The organism is Denitromonas ohlonensis, assembly GCF_007625205.1.
GTDB classification, from domain to species: Bacteria; Pseudomonadota; Gammaproteobacteria; order Burkholderiales; family Rhodocyclaceae; genus Nitrogeniibacter; species Nitrogeniibacter ohlonensis.
Genome location: NZ_VMNI01000010.1, coordinates 262871 through 279698, shown reverse-complemented (window position 1 = coordinate 279698; position 16828 = coordinate 262871). Strand labels below are relative to the sequence as shown.

The window sequence follows — 16828 nt, the reverse complement described above, 5'->3', positions numbered from 1 at the left end:
TTATCGCTGCCGGTCTGGTCGAGGATGGTCGTGGTCACGCTGCTGGTGCCAACGACCAGATTCTCGTAGCCACCACCGGTGGTGCTGGCGATGCTGGCGGTGAAGGTCTCGCCGCTGTCGGCGTAGGCGTCGTCGAGCGTATTCACCGTAAAGGTGGCGCTGGTCGCGCCGGCGGCAATCGTGACTGCCGTCGTGACCGGAACGAGGTCGCCGTTGTCGGTGGTGACATGACCCGTCACCACATTCACGGTCAGCGCCGAGGCCGGGGCTTTGTCGACCGACACAGTGTAGGTGATTGACTCGCCCTCGATCACACTGGACTCGCCGCTGATCGAGATCACGGCCGTGACACCCGCCGTTTCGACAACGCTGGCAGTCTCTTCCCCCGTGCCGCCATCAAACACAAACTCTGGCGCGGTGCGAGCGGTGCCGAACTCGAACTCCAGCGGATCCACGCCTTCGGTGATGCGCAGCAGGCGGACGAAGCTGTTGCCTTCGCCACCGGCGCCACCGTTCAGACCGGCAGCCGGGGCGTCGATGGCGTCGTCGATGTCGCCGCCGTCGTTGATGGCCTGGATGACGCGGTCAATCGTCGCGTCGCCGACGGTGGATTCTTGCGGTGTCGGGCGGGTGGTGTCGGAGAGCTCGGCGGTGATGGCGATGGTTTCGTTGGGCTGCACTTCGAGCAGCTGGCCGTCACTGGTGGCCAGTTCGACGCGGCCGCCGTTGCGGGTGATGACCACCTCACCTTCGTAAAGGGCGTCACCGGCCTTGAGCACGCGCAGTTCGCCGTTTGCGTTGCGGGCATAGGCCTCGCCGATGACTGCCACGACGGTTGCTACGGGTTGGTTGATCGCCATTTGAGTTCTCCGCTGGGCCGGCACAGCGCCGACCTACACTGATTCGATAATGAAAGACTACGGTCGCAGCGCGGCGAAGCCTATTGGACCGGTGGACAGGGTGGGCCGCGCGCGATGGCGCAGCAGCCGGGGCTCAGGCCGCGTGATCGACATCGACCGGCACATATTTGAGTGCCAGCACGAGTTGGAGCCGGTCGCGCACGCCGAGCTTTTCGAAGGCGGCGCCGAGGTGGGCCTTGACGGTGCGCTCGGTGATGTCGAGCCGGCGGGCGGCTTCTTTGTTGGTGGCGCCACGGGCGACTTCGAGCGCGACGGCCCGTTCACGCGGCGTCAGCAGGTCCAGCCCCGGATCGACCTCGGCGGGATGCTCGCCGAGCAGGCGCTCGCTGGCCGCGCCCATGAGCCGGCTCATCAACTCGGGGCCCAGCCACAGGCCGCCGTGCGTCACGGCGACGGCCACCTGCTGCAGCATGGCGGGGGTGGCGTGACTGTGGCAGTAGCCACGCGCGCCAAGTGCGATGGCGTGCATGGCGTCTTCCTGCACCGGCTCGGGTGAGAGCACGACAACGGGCACGCCAGGCAGGGCCGCAATGGCCGATGACAGCTCGGCCGAATTGAGCGGCACGCAGGCCCACCACAGCACGTCCGGACGGCCGCCACCCAATGCGGTGCGCACGACGGCATCCGGAAACGCGCTGCGCCAGCGCGGCTGGAGTTGGCCTTTCGAGGAGATGAATAGGTGCTTTGTCATCGTTCCGTCAGCGCATTGGCCTTAGCCCGCAAAACCGGTTTGAGCAAATACGACAAAATGGTTTTCTTGCCGGTCAGCACGTCAACTTGCGCGACCATGCCAGGGATAATCGGCAGGTTCTGCCCCAAACTTGACTCTGTTGTGCGCACGCGCACGATATAAAAGGCATTTCCGCGGTCGTCCATCACCGTATCGGCACCAATTTGCTCCACCGTGGCCTTGAGTCCGCCATAGATGGAGAAGTCGTAAGCCGTGAATTTGACCTCGGCCGGCTGCCCCGGACGCAGGAAGCCAATATCCTTGGGATTGATCTTGGCTTCGAGCAGCAGCGCCTCGTCCAGGGGCACCACTTCGGCCACTTCCTTGCCGGGCTGCACCACGCCACCGACGGTGTTGATCAGCAAACGCTTGACCGTGCCGCGCATGGGCGATTTCACCTCGGCATGCTTGACCCGATCCACCAACGCCAGACTGCCTTCGGACAGGCTGTTGAGTTTGGCCCGCGTATCGGCCAGCTCGTTGCGAGCCGCATTGCGATAGCTGAGCTCGACGTCTTGAATATTGCGATTGGCTTCGGCAATGGATGACTGGATGCGCGCGATCTGCGCGCTCGCCTGATTGCGCTCGCCACGCAAGCGCGCCACGTCGCGCTCGAGGCGCAGCAGCTCGACTTCGGACACGGCGCCCGATGCGAGCAAGGGTTTGGTCACATCAAGTTCTTGCGACACCAGATTGAAGGTCTGCGTGGCTTGCGCCAGTCGCGCCTGCACCTCCACCAGTTCCTGACTACGCTGCGCCATCTGCTGGCGTGCGATGGCCAGCTCGCCGTCGAGCTTGGCCTGGCCCGCGTCGTACAGCGCACGCTCTTGATCAACCAGTTCCGGCGCCGCCTTGGCAACCTCGGGCGGCGGGATGAACGCCGCGCCTTCGGACATGGCCACCAGCCGCGCAGCCTTGGCCACCAGGGCGTAGTACTGCACCCGGTTTTCGCGCAGGGAGGAGACAAACCGGGTGGGGTCGATGCGCACCAGGGTCTGGCCGATATCGACCACGTCGCCCTCCTTGACCAGAATCTCCTCCACCACGCCGCCGTCGAAGGACTGCAAGACCTGCAACTGACTGGACGGGATGACGCGCCCTTCGCCGCGGGTGACTTCGTCGATTTCGGCAAAGCCCGCCCACACCACCAGCAGCAAGAACACCACCAGCGAGCCGCGCAACAGCGCACGCGCGCGCAGCGGCTCCTGCTCCATCACGGCGCGATCGGCATCGCCGCCCCAATCGACATCGGTTTCACGCTGCTCGGGCACCATGCGCCCGAACAGCCGGTCGAGCAGCGGACGGGTGCGACTCGCCACGGCGTTCGACGCTTGGCCGATGCGCTTGAACTGTTCCGCATTCAGATTACTCATGCGGCCCTCCCGATACGCCCCTGGCGCAAGGCTTCGACCACTTGAGACTTGGGTCCGTCAGCAACGATCTTGCCGCCGTCCACCACGATGATCCGGTCGACCAGTTCGAGCAGCGAGGTGCGATGGGTGATGACGATCATCGTCTTGCCTGCGGAGCAACTGCGCAATTGCTGCTTGACGTATTCCTCGCTCGAATGGTCCATCGAGCCGGTCGGCTCATCCATCAGCAGGATGGGCGGATCGTTGATCAGCGCGCGGGCAATCGCCACGCCTTGCCGCTGACCACCCGAGAGCGATTCACCCCGCTCACCCACGAGCATGTCAAAACCCTTGGGATGGCTATTCACAAACTCCGCGATCCCCGCCTGCTCGCTGGCGCGCACCACGTCGGCGTCGTCGGCGTCGCGCGAGGCGATGGTGAGGTTGTCGCGCAGGCTGCCGTAGAACAGCGTCACATCCTGCGGCACATAGCCCACATGACGGCGCAGTTCGGCCGGGTCGAGCTGGCGCAGATCGATGTCGTCGATCAGCACCGCGCCCTCGGTGGGCCGGTACAGGCCGAGAATCAGTTTGTGCAGGGTGGTCTTGCCAGAGCCCACACGGCCCAGAATCGCCACCCGCTCGCCCGGCTCGATGCGCAGCGACACATTGCGCAGCGCCTCGACGTCCTGGCCCGGGTACACAAAATGCACATCCTTGAATTCGATGCGGCCAATAAAATTCTGCCGGCTGACAAAGCTGGAATCCTCCGGCCGCTCGATGGGCCGCGACAGAATTTCGTCCAGCGAGGTCAGCGCCGTCGCCGCGTTGTGATACTGCGTCAGCAAGCCGGCCACCTGACTGATCGGTGCCAGCGCGCGCGACGACAGCATCGAGCAGGCGATCAGCCCGCCCATGCTCAGCTCGCCCTTGGAAATCAGATACACGCCGAGCACGATGATCGCCACATTGGTGGTCTGCTGTACCCACAGCGCGCCGTTCATGGTCGACGCCGACAGCAGCCGCAGCTGGGCGCTGGTGCGCGCCAGAAACACCGCGCTCTGCTCCCACTTGCGCTGCATGTAGCCCTCGCAACCGAGCGCCTTGACCGCCTCCAGCCCGACCAGGCTTTCCACCAGCGTGGCATTGCGCTGCGCGCCGGCCCGATAGGTGGTTTCGGACAGCTCATGCATCCGGCTCTGCACCGTCATCGCGTAGAGCAGCACGATCAGCACGCCGACAATGATGGGAATAATCATCGGCCACGCAATCCAGCCAATCACCACCAGGAAGATCAAGGCAAAGGGCAGATCGACAAAAGCGCTGACGGTGGCCGAGGTGATGAAATCGCGCACCGTCTCGAAGGAGCGCAGGTTGGCCGCAAACGAGCCGGCCGACACCGGCCGCTGCTCCATTTGCAGGCCGAGCACCCGCTCCATGATGTAAGCCGACAATTTGACATCGACCCGGTTGCCGGCCAGATCAATGAAATAGCCGCGCATGGTGCGCATCACCAAGTCCGCCACCATCACGATCGACACCCCGATGGCCAGCATCCACAAGGTATCGACGGCGTTGTTCGGCACCACACGGTCATACACGTTCATGGTGAACATGGGCAGCGCAATGGCGAACAGATTGATCATCAAGGCCGCGACCAGCACATCGCGATACAGCGGGCGGTTATCGTTGATCGCGCCCCAGAACCAGTGCCGATGGCGCACGGCGCCCACCTCCGGCGTGCGCGCATCGAAACGGAAACGCGGTCGCACAAAAATCGCATAGCCGGCATAGCGGGCGGCCAGATCTTCGATCGGGAGTTCGGCTTCGGCATCGCCGAGCTCAGGAAAGATCACCCGCGCGATCGAACCATCGTCGCTCCAACCCAGCAAAACGCAAGCCTGTTCATCGGCCAGAACCAGCACCACCGGAAAGAGTGCGGCATTGAGCCGCTCCAGCGGTCGGCGGGTCAGATTGGAGGTCAGTCCGGCGCGGCGCGCGGCGCGATCAAACAAGGACGGGGTCAGGCGATGATTGACCAGCGGCAAGCCGGCCGTGGCCGCATCGCGCGTGAGGGTGCAGCCGTGCGCACGCGCAATCACCAGCAAACTTTCAAGCAAGGCGTCGGGCCGATGCACATCGGCGGCTGGCGCCGCCACCGCTTCAGCAGCGGGGGCGGCCGGTGGCGCCGTATCGACCTGAGAAATGTCGTTGTCAGTCATGTGATCCTGTCGCAGCTCCCGTTCGTCGGGAAAGAAGGCGAGTCTCGCAGGTCAGTAACGGCAACACGCGCGCCGACTTTATGCGAAACGCCAATATTGGCACAGGCTCGGCGCAATTTAGGCGACGTCACCCTGCCGGGCAGCCCAGGACACGCATTTTTTCCTCAAGATCACGGAACTCACTCCGTTGTTAGCACTCCCAGTACGCGAGTGCTAAAATAGCCGCAACTTTTTGGGAGGACATCGTCGATGACGCACACTTTGTCGCTACCGATCCCGACCTCCGTCGGCAGTATCGACCAGTACATCCAGTTCGCCAACCGCATCCCCTTGCTCACCGAGCAGGAGGAAAAGACCTACGCCCACCGCCTGCATGACGAAGGCGATGTCGAGGCGGCCCGCGCCCTGGTGTTGTCACACCTGCGCCTGGTGGTGGCGATTGCCCGCGGCTATCTGGGCTACGGCCTGCCGCATGCCGACCTGATCCAGGAAGGCAATCTCGGCCTCATGAAGGCGGTCAAGCGCTTCGACCCGCGCCGCGGCGTACGCCTGGTGTCCTTCGCCATTCACTGGATCAAGGCCGAGATCCACGAGTACATCCTGAAGAACGCGCGCCTGGTCAAAGTGGCCACCACCAAGGCCCAGCGCAAGCTGTTCTTCAACCTGCGCAGCCTGAAGAAAGATCGCAACGCGCTGAGCCCCGACGATGTGTCGGCGGTTGCCGCGCAGCTTGGCGTCAAGCCCGAAGAAGTCGTCGAGATGGAAACCCGTCTCGGCGGGCAGGACGTGCCCCTCGACGGCGGCCGCGACGACGATGACGAGCACTTCGCCCCCATCGCCTACCTGCGCGACCCCGCTGCCGAACCGAGCGAGTTGCTGGCCAACGCCGAGCAGGCACAATTGCAAAGCGACGGTCTGGTCAATGCCATGGCCGCACTGGACGAGCGCAGCCGCCACATCATCTCGGCCCGCTGGCTCACCGGCGACGATGGCAAGGCCGCCACGCTGCACGAGCTGGCCGACGAGTACGGCGTCTCCGCCGAGCGGATTCGCCAGATCGAAGCCAAGGCGCTCAAGCAGATGCGCGGCGAACTGGCCGCACTGGCCTGAGCCCCGACGGCGACGGCAAAAAAACAAGGGCGACCCGCAGGTCGCCCTTTTTCATGCGCTCAGCGCGCGCCGGGGGCCGACAGGCGTTTGACGCCCTCGACAAAGCGCTTGAGCGTCGGCGACAACTCGCCGCGCGGAATGCTCACATCGATCAACTGGAAGCGCCCGCGCGTGGCCACCGCATGCGCCAGCGCCGCGGCCAGCTCGGCTCGGGTCTCAACCCGCATGCCATCGCCGCCCAGCCCCTTGGCCATCCCGGCGAAGTCCCAGTGGCTCAGGTCATTGAAGGACGACTCCGGCTGGAAGGTGCGCAGCATCTCCCACGAGCGGTTGTTGAACACCAGCACGATCGGGTCCCAGCCAAAGCGGCTGCAGTTGCCGAGCTCCCAGCCCGTCATCTGAAACGCGCCATCGCCGACCAGAATCAAGGGCCGCTCGCCGGTGGCCGCTTGCAGCCCCAGCCCCGCCGGCACGCCGAAGCCCATGGTGGCGTAGTAACCCGGCGCCACCAGCGCCTGGTGCGCAATATCCATGGCGGTGAACATGCAGTCGCCCATGTCGGCGGCGATCGGCATCACGCCGTGGCGGGCCATCAGGTCGTTGATGCCGCGGGCGATGTCACCGGGCACGATGGGCGCATCGTCGGCCACCATCCCGTGCGGATAGCTCGGCGGCGGCAGGGTCGGCACTTGCCGGGCGGCGGGCGCACGCTCCAACAGCCGTCGCACGACCCGCCCGAGTGGCAGGTGCGTGTAGGTGTGATAACCGAGCGTGACTTCGCTGTCGCAGGCCACGATCGCCTTGCGCAGATCAATCTGCCGCGCCGACACACCAAAATTGGTGTCCGACACCAGCACGCCGAGCATCAGCAGCGCGTCCGAATCCTCCACCAGGGAAGTCACCGACTCGGCCCCCGCCACGCCCAGATAGGTGCCCGCCAGCGGTGCATCATGCCCGGCGAGCAGGCCGCGACCGAGAATACTGGTCACCACCGGAATGCCCAACTGGCGCGCCAGGGCCGCCACCTGCACCTCCAGATCGAAGCGTCGGACCTCGACGCCGGCCATCAGCACCGGCCGTTCGGCCGCGGCAAGACGCGCGAGGATTTCATCGGCGCAGGCGTCGAGGGCCGCGTCGTCCACCACCGGCTCGCCTAAGGCCACGACGGGTTCACAAGGCTCAGCCACCATGTCGCGCGGAAGTTCGATATACACCGGGCGCGACTCACGCAGACAACTGGCGAGCACACGCGCAATCTCGGCCGGTGCAGTACGCGCGTCGGTCAGGCGCGCCTGGTCGCAAGTGATTTCCTGGTAGATGGCGAACTGCGAATCCAGGGTTTTGGCCTGGTGATGCAGCAGCAGGCCGGTGCTCGACTCGCCCTTGCCCGGCGCGCCGGAGATGACCACCACGGGCGATTTCTCGGCGTAGGCGCCGGCCACCGGGTTGACCATGTTGAGCGCGCCCGCGCCATAGGTCACGGCAGCCACCGACAGCGTGCTGCGAATGCGCGCCGAGGCGTCGGCGGCGAAGCCGACGCCGGGCTCGTGGCTTAGGGTGTAAAGCGGGAGGATGCCGGAGTTTTCGATTTCCCGAAAAAACGGGAGGGCGAAATCGCCGGGAATGCCGAACACTTCGCGCGCGCCATGTGCCTTGAGCGCCGACAGCAGAACTTGAGACAGATTCATGACGAATCTCCGGGACAGGAAAGCGCCCAGATTACCGATTCGCCCGATTCCGTTATTGCGTAATACGGCCTGCATTTGGCAGATTCTGCCTCGCGTCAGGTCTCGGAGAACAAGGCCTGGATGTCCTCGGCAATATCCTGTGCCGATGTGCCGTGCTTGACGTAGAGCCGCAGCCGACCCTGGGTGTCGAACACATAGGTGCCGGCCGAGTGGTCGATGGTGTAGTTCGGCCCCTCGGTGTCACCGCTCTTGCGGTAGAAAACCTTGAAGTCCTTGGCCACCGCTTCGGTGGTCGCCATGTCGCCAAACAGCCCGAGGAAGCGCGTATCGAAGGCCGGCACATACTGCGACAGCAACTCCTGCGTATCGCGCTCGGGGTCGACCGTCATGAACAACACCTGGGTGCGCTCGGCATTGGGTCCGAGCAGACGCATGACTTCGGTCATGGTCAGCAAGTTGGTCGGGCACACGTCCGGGCACTGGGTAAAGCCAAAGAACAGCGTCACCACCTTGCCTTTGAAATCGGTGAGCGTACGCGGCGCGCCGGTGTGGTCGGTGAGCGAGAAGCCTTTGCCGTAGTCGGCGCCGGTGATGTCGGTGTTCTTGAAACTCTTGGGCGGTTCAGCAGGACTGCAGGCGGTCAGCGCAAGCGCGGCGACCACCAGGAGGATTCGAAGCATCGTGGCCTCATCAATAGGGCAAGTAGTGATCCACCAGCAAGGCGGCAAACAGCGATGATAGGTACACGATGGAGAAGCGGAAAGTCTGTTGCGACAATTTGTCGCTGTAATCCACATACAAACGCCATGCGTAACGCAGGAAGGCCAGACCCAGCACCACCGCCGCCGCCAGATAGGCCACACCGCTCATGCGTGTGGCGAACGGCAGCAGCGTGACCGCAAACAAAATGATGGTGTAGAGCAGCACCGACAGCCGGGTGTAACGCGAGCCGTGCGTGACCGGCAGCATGGGCAGGCCGGCGCGGGCGTAATCGGCGCTGCGATACAAGGCCAGCGCCCAGAAGTGCGGCGGCGTCCAGGCAAAGATGATGAGAAACAGCAGCAAGGCATCGCTGCCCACTTCGCCGGTCACGGCGGCCCAGCCAAGCACCGGCGGCATGGCGCCGGACGCGCCGCCGATCACGATGTTCTGCGGCGTGCGCGGCTTGAGAAACACCGTGTAGACCACGGCATAACCCACAAAGGTGGCCAGCGTCAGCCACATGGTGAGCGGGTTCACCGCGTTGTAGAGCAACAGCAGACCCGCGCCGCCGAGCACCAGCGAAAACGCCAGCGTCTCGGCCGAGGACAACTCACCGCGCGGCAGAGGGCGCGCCCGGGTACGCGCCATGCGCGCATCGATCTGTTGTTCGATCAGGCAGTTCATCGCCGCCGCGGCCCCCGCAACACACGCGATACCGAGCGTGGCGAACAGCACGATCTGCGCCGAGGGCAAGCCTTCCGGCACCGCGAGGAACATGCCGATCATGGCGCAGAAGACGATCAGCGTATTGACCCGCGGCTTGGTCAGCACATAAAAGTGCCGCAGGCGACGCAAGGCATCGGCGCTATCAAGCGTAAGCGTTTTCATGTTTTTTACTCCCTGCAACGCCCCATGCCCGCCCGGGCATCAGCCGTGTATTAATCATCACCATCATCAACAACAGAAGCGCTGCACCGGCGTTGTGGGCCACGGCCAGCGGCAGCGGCAGACTCATCACCACGTTGGCAATGCCGAGGCCGACCTGCCCGACCAGCAACAACGCCAGCAGCGCGGCCATCCGGCCAAAACCCTGCTTCGTCAAACCCATCATCAACCCGAGCAAGCACACCGTCACAACGAGGGCGCCAATCCGGTGCGCCCAGTGAATGGCGGTCAGCGCCTCATGTGAGAGCAGATCGCCGGTCGCGGTCATGCCCAGTTCGCGCACCACATGAAAGGCATTGGCCGTGTCCATGGCTGGCCACCAGCTGCCGTGGCAGGTCGGGAAATCGGTGCACGCCAGCGCCGCGTAGTTGGTACTGGTCCAGCCGCCGAGCACAATCTGGACGAGCACCAGCAACAAACCGAGGCGCGCAAAACGCACCAGAGCCGGCGAGGCAAAGCGTCGCCTCAGCCCGCCGGCGCGAATTGCCAGCAGCGCGAGCAAGGAAAGCGTGGCCAGCCCGCCAAGCAGATGCCCGGTCACGATGGCGGGCTTGAGCAACAGCGTGACCGTCCACTTGCCCAACAGCCCCTGAAAAATGACCACCCCAACGAGCAACACCGCAATGCCGGGCCGTACGTCCGGGTCGCGCCGCTGCCGCCAGGCCAGTGCGGCAATCACCAGAATGATGAAGCCCAGCGTGGCCGCCAGATAGCGGTGGATCATTTCCTTCCACGCCTTGGGCAGCGACACCGGCCCGCCCGGCGCGGCAGACTCGGCCTCGGCGATGTGCTCGGCTGCATGTGCAGGCGTCACCTGCCCATAACACCCTGGCCAGTCGGGGCAGCCGAGGCCGGCATCCGACAGCCGCACATAGGCGCCAAACACCACCACCGCGAGGGTGAGTGACAACGCCAGGAAGACCAGCCGACGATACATGCTCAGCCGACCTGCGAGTATTTGAGGAGCCGCGCGAGGTCCTTGACCATGCCTTTCGGATCCAGCTCGGTGGGATAGCGCATCATCACGTTGCCACGCGGATCGGCGAGCCAGACCTGCGCGACGGTGGTGCCGTCGAGTTGATCCAGCCATTGGCGGTCAGCCCGCGCGACGACCAACTCAGGATGCTCGGCCAGCAGCGACGCGTCGGGCGCGCCGTCATCCGACAGCAGCCAGACCCGTGCGACCCGAGGCGATTCCTTGGCCTGTGCGGTGCGCACCTGGCGCGTGAAATACAAGGCCTGCCGGCAGCTTTCGTCACATGCGGCGGGCGAGACGACGACATAGGTCCAGAAACCTTTGATGTCCTCGCGCGCGAACTGACCGCCGTCGGCGGTGGCAAGCGCGCCATCGGGCAGCAGGGTCGGCGTCACCAGATCGCCGTAGTTGCTTCGCCCGCTCGGTTGCCAGACGTAGAACGCAAAATACGATGCCGCCACCGGCAACACACACACCACAATCAGGGCCACCAGCGTGAGCCGGGCTTTACGAGTCATTTGAGCCACTGCCATGACGCCTCCAGCGCCGCCATCCAAACCATCCACACAAGCCGGCGGACAAAGCCGCCAGACCAAACCATTGCACCGCATAGCCGCGGTGACGATCCACCCCAAGATCGGGGCGGGGCCAGTCGCGGATGAGGCCGTCAGTCGAGGGGTCGGTTTGCTCAAGCACCTCGTCAATGACTGCCAGTTTCGACCAGGCGCGATAGGCCGCCAGGTCCACATATTGCCAACGCGCGCCCTCGCCCGGCGCATCCGCCAAGGTGTAGGGCTTGGCCTCGGGCAAGCGGACTCGCCCGTTGATCGTCACCTCGCCCGTCGGCGTATTCACGACCGGCAAGGCGCTGCGATTCAGCCCAATGCCCGTCCAGCCTCGCTTGACCAGCACCACCGTGCCATCGACCATCTGCAAGGGCGTGAGCACGTGATAACCCGGCTGACCATACTGCACCCGGTTGTCGAGGTAGATCGTTGCTTCACTACGCCACTGCCCCGTCAGCCGCAGCACTTGCCACTCGGTCAGGTTCGCCGCCGCGGTGGTCGAAGGCGCGGTCGCCGCGGCTTCGATGCGCGCGCCCAGCGCCCGCTTTTCTTCCGCCCGGTCGGTTTGCCACAGCCCGAGCTTGATCGTCAGCACGCAGACCAGCACCCCCACCACGTAGGGCACAACGCCCTTCAACCGCATGCTCACCCCTGCGACGGAGCCACTGGGCTAAACTGAAATAACACCTCCGTGGAGCCTCGCATGCGCATCATCGTCGTTCTCTTTCTGATCGCCATTCTGGTCAGCCTGGGCTCCGCCCTGTTGTTCATGCTGCGCGATGATGGCAAAGGGCCACGGGTCATCCGTGCGCTGACGCTGCGGGTCGGGCTGTCGATCGGCTTGTTTCTGTTGCTGATGGCGGGCTTTGCGACCGGCATCATTCCCGGCCGCCTGTAACACACACCCCGGCCATCACAGCCAATAGACCACCACGAACAACACCAGCCAGACCACGTCGACAAAGTGCCAGTACCAGGCCGCCGCTTCAAAGGCAAAGTGATTGTCTTTGGTGAAGTGGCCCGCCATCACGCGGAACAGCATCACCAGCAACATGATCGCGCCAATTGTCACATGCAGGCCGTGGAAGCCGGTCATCATGTAGAAGGTCGAGCCGTAGATGCCTGAGGTCATCTTCAGGTTCATCTCGCCGTAGGCGTGCATGTATTCGTAAATCTGAAAGCCCATGAACAAGGCGCCGAGCAGCACGGTGAGCAACAAACCGAGTTTGAGCTGCGTCCGGTTGTCTTTCATCATGCCCCAGTGGGCCCAGGTCAGCGTGGCGCCAGAGGTCAGCAGAATCAGGGTGTTGATGGCCGGGATGCCCCAGGCGCCCATCGGCGAGAACGCCTCTTCGGCGCGCGGACCCGCGGTCGGCCACGCGGCCTCGAAGCCTTGCCACAGCACGCTCACGCTCTCTTCGCTGCCGAGCGACGGCACCGCAATGACGCGCACGTAGAACAGCACGCCAAAGAAGGCGAAGAAGAACATCACCTCGGAGAAGATGAACCAGCCCATGCTCCAGCGGAAGGAGGCGTCGACGTTCTTGCCGTATTGCCCGCTTTCGGATTCGCGAATCACCTGACCAAACCAGCCAAACAACATGTAGATCAGCGTCGCCAGGCCCACGAAGAACACCAGCGGCCCCGGCCCGGTATGGTTCAGCCACATCACCGAACCCGCGCCGATGCACAGCAGGGCGAAGGAACCGAAGATGGGAAACTTCGACGGCTCTGGTACGAAGTACTTCTCGAAAGTCGGACTCATGTTGAAGTCTCCGGTCAGTTAATTCTGCGGTCGCGCATGCGCGCAACCCTCAACTCATGCGCCCACGACGAAGCGTACGAAGGCGACGATACTCAGCACGAACACCAGGCCGGCCAGCAGGCCGGCAACGATGACCGCCTTGGGGTTCAGCGAGGTGGCGTCATCGTTGTAGTGACGTCGCTTGCGAATCCCCACAAAAGACCACAGCACCGCACGCAAGGTGGCCCAGAAGCTGGCGCGTGGCGTGTCGGCCATCAGCTGCGCCCGCCCGGCGCCGTTTGCTGCGCCTGCGTGCCCTCCACCTCGAAGAAGGTGTAGGACAAGGTGATCGTATGCACATCATTCGGCAGCTTGGGGTCGACCACGAACAACACCGGCATGACCCGCGTCTCGCCTGCGGCCAGGGTCTGCTTCTCGAAACAGAAGCAGTTGAGCTTCTTGAAGTAGTCCCCCGCCAGCTGCGGCCCATAGCTCGGCACCGCCTGCCCGGTGATGGGCACGTCGCGCGTGTTGGTCACCTCGTAGGTAATCTCGACCAACTGCCCCGGGTGAACATCGACCGTGTTCTGCGTCGGGCGGAAACGCCAGGCCAGATCATGCGTATTGGCATCCAGCTCGATGGTCAGCTGGCGTGTCGGATCGACTTGCGTGTTCTCCACCACATCCGGCTGCAGGATGTTGCGCAAGCCGGTGACCTGGCAGATGGCCTCATAAAACGGCACCAAGGCAAAGCCGAAACCGAACATGGCCACCGCAGCAATACCGAGGCGCACCAGCAGACGGCGGTTGTCTTTCGCCTGCGCGTTCATTGGCCCAACCACCCGATCTTGACCATGATGGCGAAGAAGAACACCAGCGCCATCACCAGCAACAACAGTGCAGAGCGGATGTTCTTCCCTTTGGTCATGGCAGCGGCGATCACTTGACGACCGGCGGGATCTCGAAGGTGTGGTGCGGTGCCGGCGACGGCACTGTCCACTCGAGGCCCTGCGCGTCTTCCCACGGACTGGCCGCCGCTTTCTTGCCCTCACCGCGCACGCACTTGACCACGGCGACGATGAAGATCAGCTGCGACAGACCAAAGCCGAAGGCACCGATACTGGCCAGCGCGTTGAAGTCAGCGAACTGCAGCGCGTAGTCAGGAATCCGGCGCGGCATGCCGGCCAGACCCAGGAAGTGCATCGGGAAGAAGGTGATGTTGAAGAAGATGATCGAGCACCAGAAGTGCAGCTTGCCGATGAACTCGGAGTACATGACCCCGGTCCATTTCGGCAGCCAGTAGTAGGCACCGGCAAACAGGGCAAACAGCGAGCCGGCCACCAGCACATAGTGGAAGTGCGCCACCACGTAATAGGTGTCCTGCACCTGGATGTCGATCGGCGCAATCGCGCAGATCAGGCCGGTAAAGCCACCCATGGTGAACACGAAGATGAAGCCGGTCGCCCACAGCATGGGCGTCTCGAAGGTCATCGAGCCGCGCCACATGGTGGCCACCCAGTTGAACACTTTCACCCCGGTGGGCACCGCGATCAGCATGGTCGCGTACATGAAGAACAGCTGTGTCGCCGCCGGCATGCCGGTGGTGAACATGTGGTGCGCCCAAACGACGAAGGACAGCACGGCGATCGAGGCCGTGGCATACACCATCGAGGCATAGCCAAACAGCGGCTTGCGGGCAAAGGTCGGGATGATTTCACTGACAATGCCGAAGGCCGGCAAAATCATGATGTACACCTCGGGGTGCCCGAAGAACCAGAACACGTGCTGATACAGCACCGGGTCACCGCCGCCAGCCGCATTGAAGAAGCTGGTGCCGAAATGACGGTCGGTGAGAATCATGGTCACCGCACCAGCGAGCACCGGCATCACCGCGATCAGCAGGTAAGCCGTGATCAGCCAGGTCCAGCAGAACAGCGGCATCTTCATCATCGTCATGCCGGGGGCGCGCATGTTGAGCACGGTCACCACGATATTGATGGCGCCCATGATCGAGCTGATACCCATGATGTGCACCGCAAAGATCGTCAGATCCATGCCCATGCCCATCTGCACCGACAGTGGCGCATACAGCGTCCAGCCCGCGGCGGTGGCGCCGCCCGGTACAAAGAAGGAGCCGATCAGCAGGATCGCCGCCACCGGCAGCAGCCAGAAGCTCCAGTTGTTCATGCGCGCGAAGGCCATGTCGGAGGCGCCGATCATCAGCGGCAGCATCCAGTTCGCAAAGCCCACAAAGGCCGGCATGATCGCACCGAACACCATCACCAGACCGTGCATGGTGGTGAGCTGATTGAAGAACTCGGGCTGCACGATCTGCATGCCCGGCTGGAACAACTCGGCCCGAATTGTCAGCGCCATCACACCCCCTGAGAGGAACATGATGAAACTGAAAATCAGGTACATCGTGCCGATGTCCTTGTGATTCGTCGTGGTGATCCAGCGCATCAGGCCGGTCGGGCCGTGATGGTGATGATCGTCGTGCACTTGATCGGGGGTGACAGCAGACATGCAGCCTCCTCTACCTGAACTCAGTTAAGCACGGCCGTGATGTCGGCCGGCTGGATGGCTTCGCCCGTCTGGTTACTCCAGGCATTGCGGGTGTAGGTAATGACCGCCGCGAGGTCCGTGGCCGACAACTGCTTGCCGAACGCGGCCATGGCAGTGCCATCGCGCCCCTGCGTCACCACCTTGATCTGCTCGGCCTTGTCGCCCGTCGCGATGGCCGCGCCATCGAGCGGCGGGAAGGCCGGCGGCATGCCCTGACCATTGGCTTGGTGACAGGCGGCACAGTTGGCGGCAAACACCTGCTCGCCCTTGGCCACGAGGTCGGCCAGCGCCCACTCCTTGGTCGGGTCTTCCTTCGTCGCAGCCAGTTTGCCTTGCTGATCAGCAACCCAGGCGGCGTATTTTTCGGCCGACAGCACATGCACCTCGATCGGCATGAAGCCGTGGTCCTTGCCGCACAGCTCGGCGCAGTTGCCGCGGAAGATGCCTTCCTGATCGGCACGGAACCAGGTGTCGCGAATGAAGCCCGGAATGGCGTCCTGCTTCACCCCCAGCGCCGGCACCCACCACGCGTGAATCACGTCATTGGCGGTCAGCAAAATACGCACTTTCTTGCCCACTGGCACCACCATCGGGTTATCCACCTCAAGCAGATAGTTCTCGCCCTTGGCGGCCCGGTTCTGAATCTGGTCCTGCGGGGTCGACATGTTCGAGACGAACTTGATGCCCTCGCCCTCGCCCTTGATGTAGTCGTAACCCCACTTCCACTGATAACCGGTGGCCTTGATGGTGATATCGGGGTTGGAGGTGTCCTTCATGGAGATCACCGTCTTGGTCGCCGGCCAGGCCATGCCAAGCAGGATCAGCACCGGGATCACCGTCCACGCGATTTCCACCATGGTGTTCTCGTGGAAATGCGCCGCCACGGCCCCTTTGGACTTGCGGTGGTGAAACACCGACCAGAACATGACACCAAACACCGCCACGAAGATCACCAGACAGATGATCATCATCAGAGTGTGCATGTCATAAATTTCGGTGGCCACGGAGGTCACCGGCGTCTGTAGATTGACGCTGGACTGTTCCGCCCACGCCCCGGTTGCGGGCACGGCGGACAGTGCGGTTACTGCGAAACGAGCCAACACGCTCATGTGCAACCCCCATCCAAGTCTATGTGGGGCGCAAAAAACTAGCGTTCCCGGTCAGCCAAAACGGCGCCGTCAAATCTCTGCGGGGCTCAGGCCATCCGGAACCCGCCTTGCGCCGGTTGCGGTCTCTCTCCCCCGAAATCCGCTGTGTGATTTGTTTTGCGCGGAATCGGTCTCTGCGCGGCATAGTGCCACATGCGTT

Annotated in this window: 17 protein-coding genes; 2 read left to right on the top strand and 15 right to left on the bottom strand. The window is 63.5% G+C overall.

Annotated elements, in window-relative coordinates:
* The 4 genes from FHP89_RS12280 to FHP89_RS12265 form a co-directional block, all read right to left on the bottom strand.
* Nucleotides 1–860: retention module-containing protein (locus FHP89_RS12280; RefSeq protein ID WP_144224971.1), on the bottom strand; the 860-nt coding region annotated here is incomplete at its 3' end.
* Between the two features lie 133 nt (nt 861–993).
* The gene (locus FHP89_RS12275; protein ID WP_144178767.1) at nt 994–1611 is read right to left on the bottom strand and encodes a response regulator transcription factor; all 618 of its coding nucleotides are present in this window, start codon (nt 1609–1611) and stop codon (nt 994–996) included.
* Nucleotides 1608–3023, bottom strand: coding sequence for an HlyD family type I secretion periplasmic adaptor subunit (locus tag FHP89_RS12270; RefSeq protein ID WP_144178768.1), 1416 nt, complete (start codon nt 3021–3023; stop codon nt 1608–1610). The genes FHP89_RS12275 and FHP89_RS12270 overlap by 4 nt, the downstream gene beginning before the upstream one ends.
* Nucleotides 3020–5224, bottom strand: coding sequence for a type I secretion system permease/ATPase (locus tag FHP89_RS12265; protein ID WP_144178769.1), 2205 nt, complete (start codon nt 5222–5224; stop codon nt 3020–3022). The genes FHP89_RS12270 and FHP89_RS12265 overlap by 4 nt, the downstream gene beginning before the upstream one ends.
* 249 nt (nt 5225–5473) lie before the next feature.
* On the opposite strand from FHP89_RS12265, the gene rpoH reads away from it, so the two are divergent.
* Nucleotides 5474–6334 carry an RNA polymerase sigma factor RpoH gene (rpoH, locus tag FHP89_RS12260; RefSeq protein ID WP_144178770.1) on the top strand — a complete coding sequence of 287 codons (861 nt, stop codon included), beginning with the start codon at nt 5474–5476 and terminating at the stop codon, nt 6332–6334.
* A gap of 59 nt (nt 6335–6393) precedes the next feature.
* Here the strand turns inward: rpoH and ipdC are convergent, their stop codons facing one another.
* From ipdC to FHP89_RS12230, 6 genes are all read right to left on the bottom strand, one after another.
* On the bottom strand, nt 6394–8022 hold the full coding sequence (gene ipdC / locus FHP89_RS12255) for an indolepyruvate/phenylpyruvate decarboxylase (protein ID WP_144178771.1): 1629 nt from the start codon (nt 8020–8022) through the stop codon (nt 6394–6396).
* A 95-nt stretch (nt 8023–8117) separates the two neighbouring features.
* A complete protein-coding gene (locus FHP89_RS12250) occupies nt 8118–8702 on the bottom strand; it encodes an SCO family protein (protein WP_144178772.1) in 585 nt (194 codons plus the stop codon).
* A 10-nt stretch (nt 8703–8712) separates the two neighbouring features.
* Nucleotides 8713–9612, bottom strand: a complete 900-nt coding sequence (gene cyoE / locus FHP89_RS12245; RefSeq protein WP_144178773.1) for a heme o synthase — start codon at nt 9610–9612, stop codon at nt 8713–8715.
* A complete protein-coding gene (locus tag FHP89_RS12240) occupies nt 9593–10606 on the bottom strand; it encodes a COX15/CtaA family protein (RefSeq protein ID WP_222105378.1) in 1014 nt (337 codons plus the stop codon). The genes cyoE and FHP89_RS12240 overlap by 20 nt, the downstream gene beginning before the upstream one ends.
* A 2-nt stretch (nt 10607–10608) precedes the next feature.
* Entirely contained in the window at nt 10609–11163 is a 555-nt protein-coding gene (locus FHP89_RS12235) for a hypothetical protein (protein ID WP_144178867.1), read from the bottom strand.
* On the bottom strand, nt 11153–11854 hold the full coding sequence (locus FHP89_RS12230; protein ID WP_144178774.1) for an SURF1 family protein: 702 nt from the start codon (nt 11852–11854) through the stop codon (nt 11153–11155). The genes FHP89_RS12235 and FHP89_RS12230 overlap by 11 nt, the downstream gene beginning before the upstream one ends.
* Before the next feature lie 60 nt (nt 11855–11914).
* Between FHP89_RS12230 and FHP89_RS12225 the strand changes: the two genes are divergently transcribed.
* The gene (locus FHP89_RS12225; RefSeq protein WP_144178775.1) at nt 11915–12109 is read left to right on the top strand and encodes a twin transmembrane helix small protein; all 195 of its coding nucleotides are present in this window, start codon (nt 11915–11917) and stop codon (nt 12107–12109) included.
* Nucleotides 12110–12124: 15 nt separating this feature from the next.
* Here the strand turns inward: FHP89_RS12225 and FHP89_RS12220 are convergent, their stop codons facing one another.
* The 5 genes from FHP89_RS12220 to coxB all read right to left on the bottom strand — a co-directional run bounded on the left by FHP89_RS12220 (nt 12125) and on the right by coxB (nt 16629).
* Nucleotides 12125–12976, bottom strand: coding sequence for a cytochrome c oxidase subunit 3 (locus FHP89_RS12220; RefSeq protein ID WP_144178776.1), 852 nt, complete (start codon nt 12974–12976; stop codon nt 12125–12127).
* Nucleotides 12977–13030: 54 nt separating this feature from the next.
* Nucleotides 13031–13231 carry a DUF2970 domain-containing protein gene (locus FHP89_RS12215; RefSeq protein ID WP_144178777.1) on the bottom strand — a complete coding sequence of 67 codons (201 nt, stop codon included), beginning with the start codon at nt 13229–13231 and terminating at the stop codon, nt 13031–13033.
* Complete coding sequence (locus tag FHP89_RS12210) at nt 13231–13785, bottom strand: cytochrome c oxidase assembly protein (protein WP_144178778.1); 555 nt, start codon at nt 13783–13785, stop codon at nt 13231–13233. The genes FHP89_RS12215 and FHP89_RS12210 overlap by 1 nt, the downstream gene beginning before the upstream one ends.
* 109 nt (nt 13786–13894) lie before the next feature.
* Nucleotides 13895–15481 (bottom strand): cytochrome c oxidase subunit I, encoded by a 1587-nt coding sequence (ctaD, locus tag FHP89_RS12205; RefSeq protein ID WP_144178779.1) that lies wholly within the window; start codon nt 15479–15481, stop codon nt 13895–13897.
* A 20-nt stretch (nt 15482–15501) separates the two neighbouring features.
* Nucleotides 15502–16629 (bottom strand): cytochrome c oxidase subunit II, encoded by a 1128-nt coding sequence (gene coxB / locus FHP89_RS12200; RefSeq protein ID WP_144178780.1) that lies wholly within the window; start codon nt 16627–16629, stop codon nt 15502–15504.
* Nucleotides 16630–16828 lie beyond the last annotated feature (199 nt).

Bases quoted from the DNA above. Each gene is read 5' to 3' on its own strand.
- FHP89_RS12275 (WP_144178767.1), bottom strand. From the start codon at position 1,611: ATGACAAAGCACCTATTCATCTCCTCGAAAGGCCAACTCCAGCCGCGC.
- FHP89_RS12270 (WP_144178768.1), bottom strand. From the start codon at position 3,023: ATGAGTAATCTGAATGCGGAACAGTTCAAGCGCATCGGCCAAGCGTCG.
- FHP89_RS12265 (WP_144178769.1), bottom strand. From the start codon at position 5,224: ATGACTGACAACGACATTTCTCAGGTCGATACGGCGCCACCGGCCGCC.
- rpoH (WP_144178770.1), top strand. From the start codon at position 5,474: ATGACGCACACTTTGTCGCTACCGATCCCGACCTCCGTCGGCAGTATC.
- ipdC (WP_144178771.1), bottom strand. From the start codon at position 8,022: ATGAATCTGTCTCAAGTTCTGCTGTCGGCGCTCAAGGCACATGGCGCG.
- FHP89_RS12250 (WP_144178772.1), bottom strand. From the start codon at position 8,702: ATGCTTCGAATCCTCCTGGTGGTCGCCGCGCTTGCGCTGACCGCCTGC.
- cyoE (WP_144178773.1), bottom strand. From the start codon at position 9,612: ATGAAAACGCTTACGCTTGATAGCGCCGATGCCTTGCGTCGCCTGCGG.
- FHP89_RS12240 (WP_222105378.1), bottom strand. From the start codon at position 10,606: ATGTATCGTCGGCTGGTCTTCCTGGCGTTGTCACTCACCCTCGCGGTG.
- FHP89_RS12235 (WP_144178867.1), bottom strand. From the start codon at position 11,163: ATGACTCGTAAAGCCCGGCTCACGCTGGTGGCCCTGATTGTGGTGTGT.
- FHP89_RS12230 (WP_144178774.1), bottom strand. From the start codon at position 11,854: ATGCGGTTGAAGGGCGTTGTGCCCTACGTGGTGGGGGTGCTGGTCTGC.
- FHP89_RS12225 (WP_144178775.1), top strand. From the start codon at position 11,915: ATGCGCATCATCGTCGTTCTCTTTCTGATCGCCATTCTGGTCAGCCTG.
- FHP89_RS12220 (WP_144178776.1), bottom strand. From the start codon at position 12,976: ATGAGTCCGACTTTCGAGAAGTACTTCGTACCAGAGCCGTCGAAGTTT.
- FHP89_RS12215 (WP_144178777.1), bottom strand. From the start codon at position 13,231: ATGGCCGACACGCCACGCGCCAGCTTCTGGGCCACCTTGCGTGCGGTG.
- FHP89_RS12210 (WP_144178778.1), bottom strand. From the start codon at position 13,785: ATGAACGCGCAGGCGAAAGACAACCGCCGTCTGCTGGTGCGCCTCGGT.
- ctaD (WP_144178779.1), bottom strand. From the start codon at position 15,481: ATGTCTGCTGTCACCCCCGATCAAGTGCACGACGATCATCACCATCAC.
- coxB (WP_144178780.1), bottom strand. From the start codon at position 16,629: ATGAGCGTGTTGGCTCGTTTCGCAGTAACCGCACTGTCCGCCGTGCCC.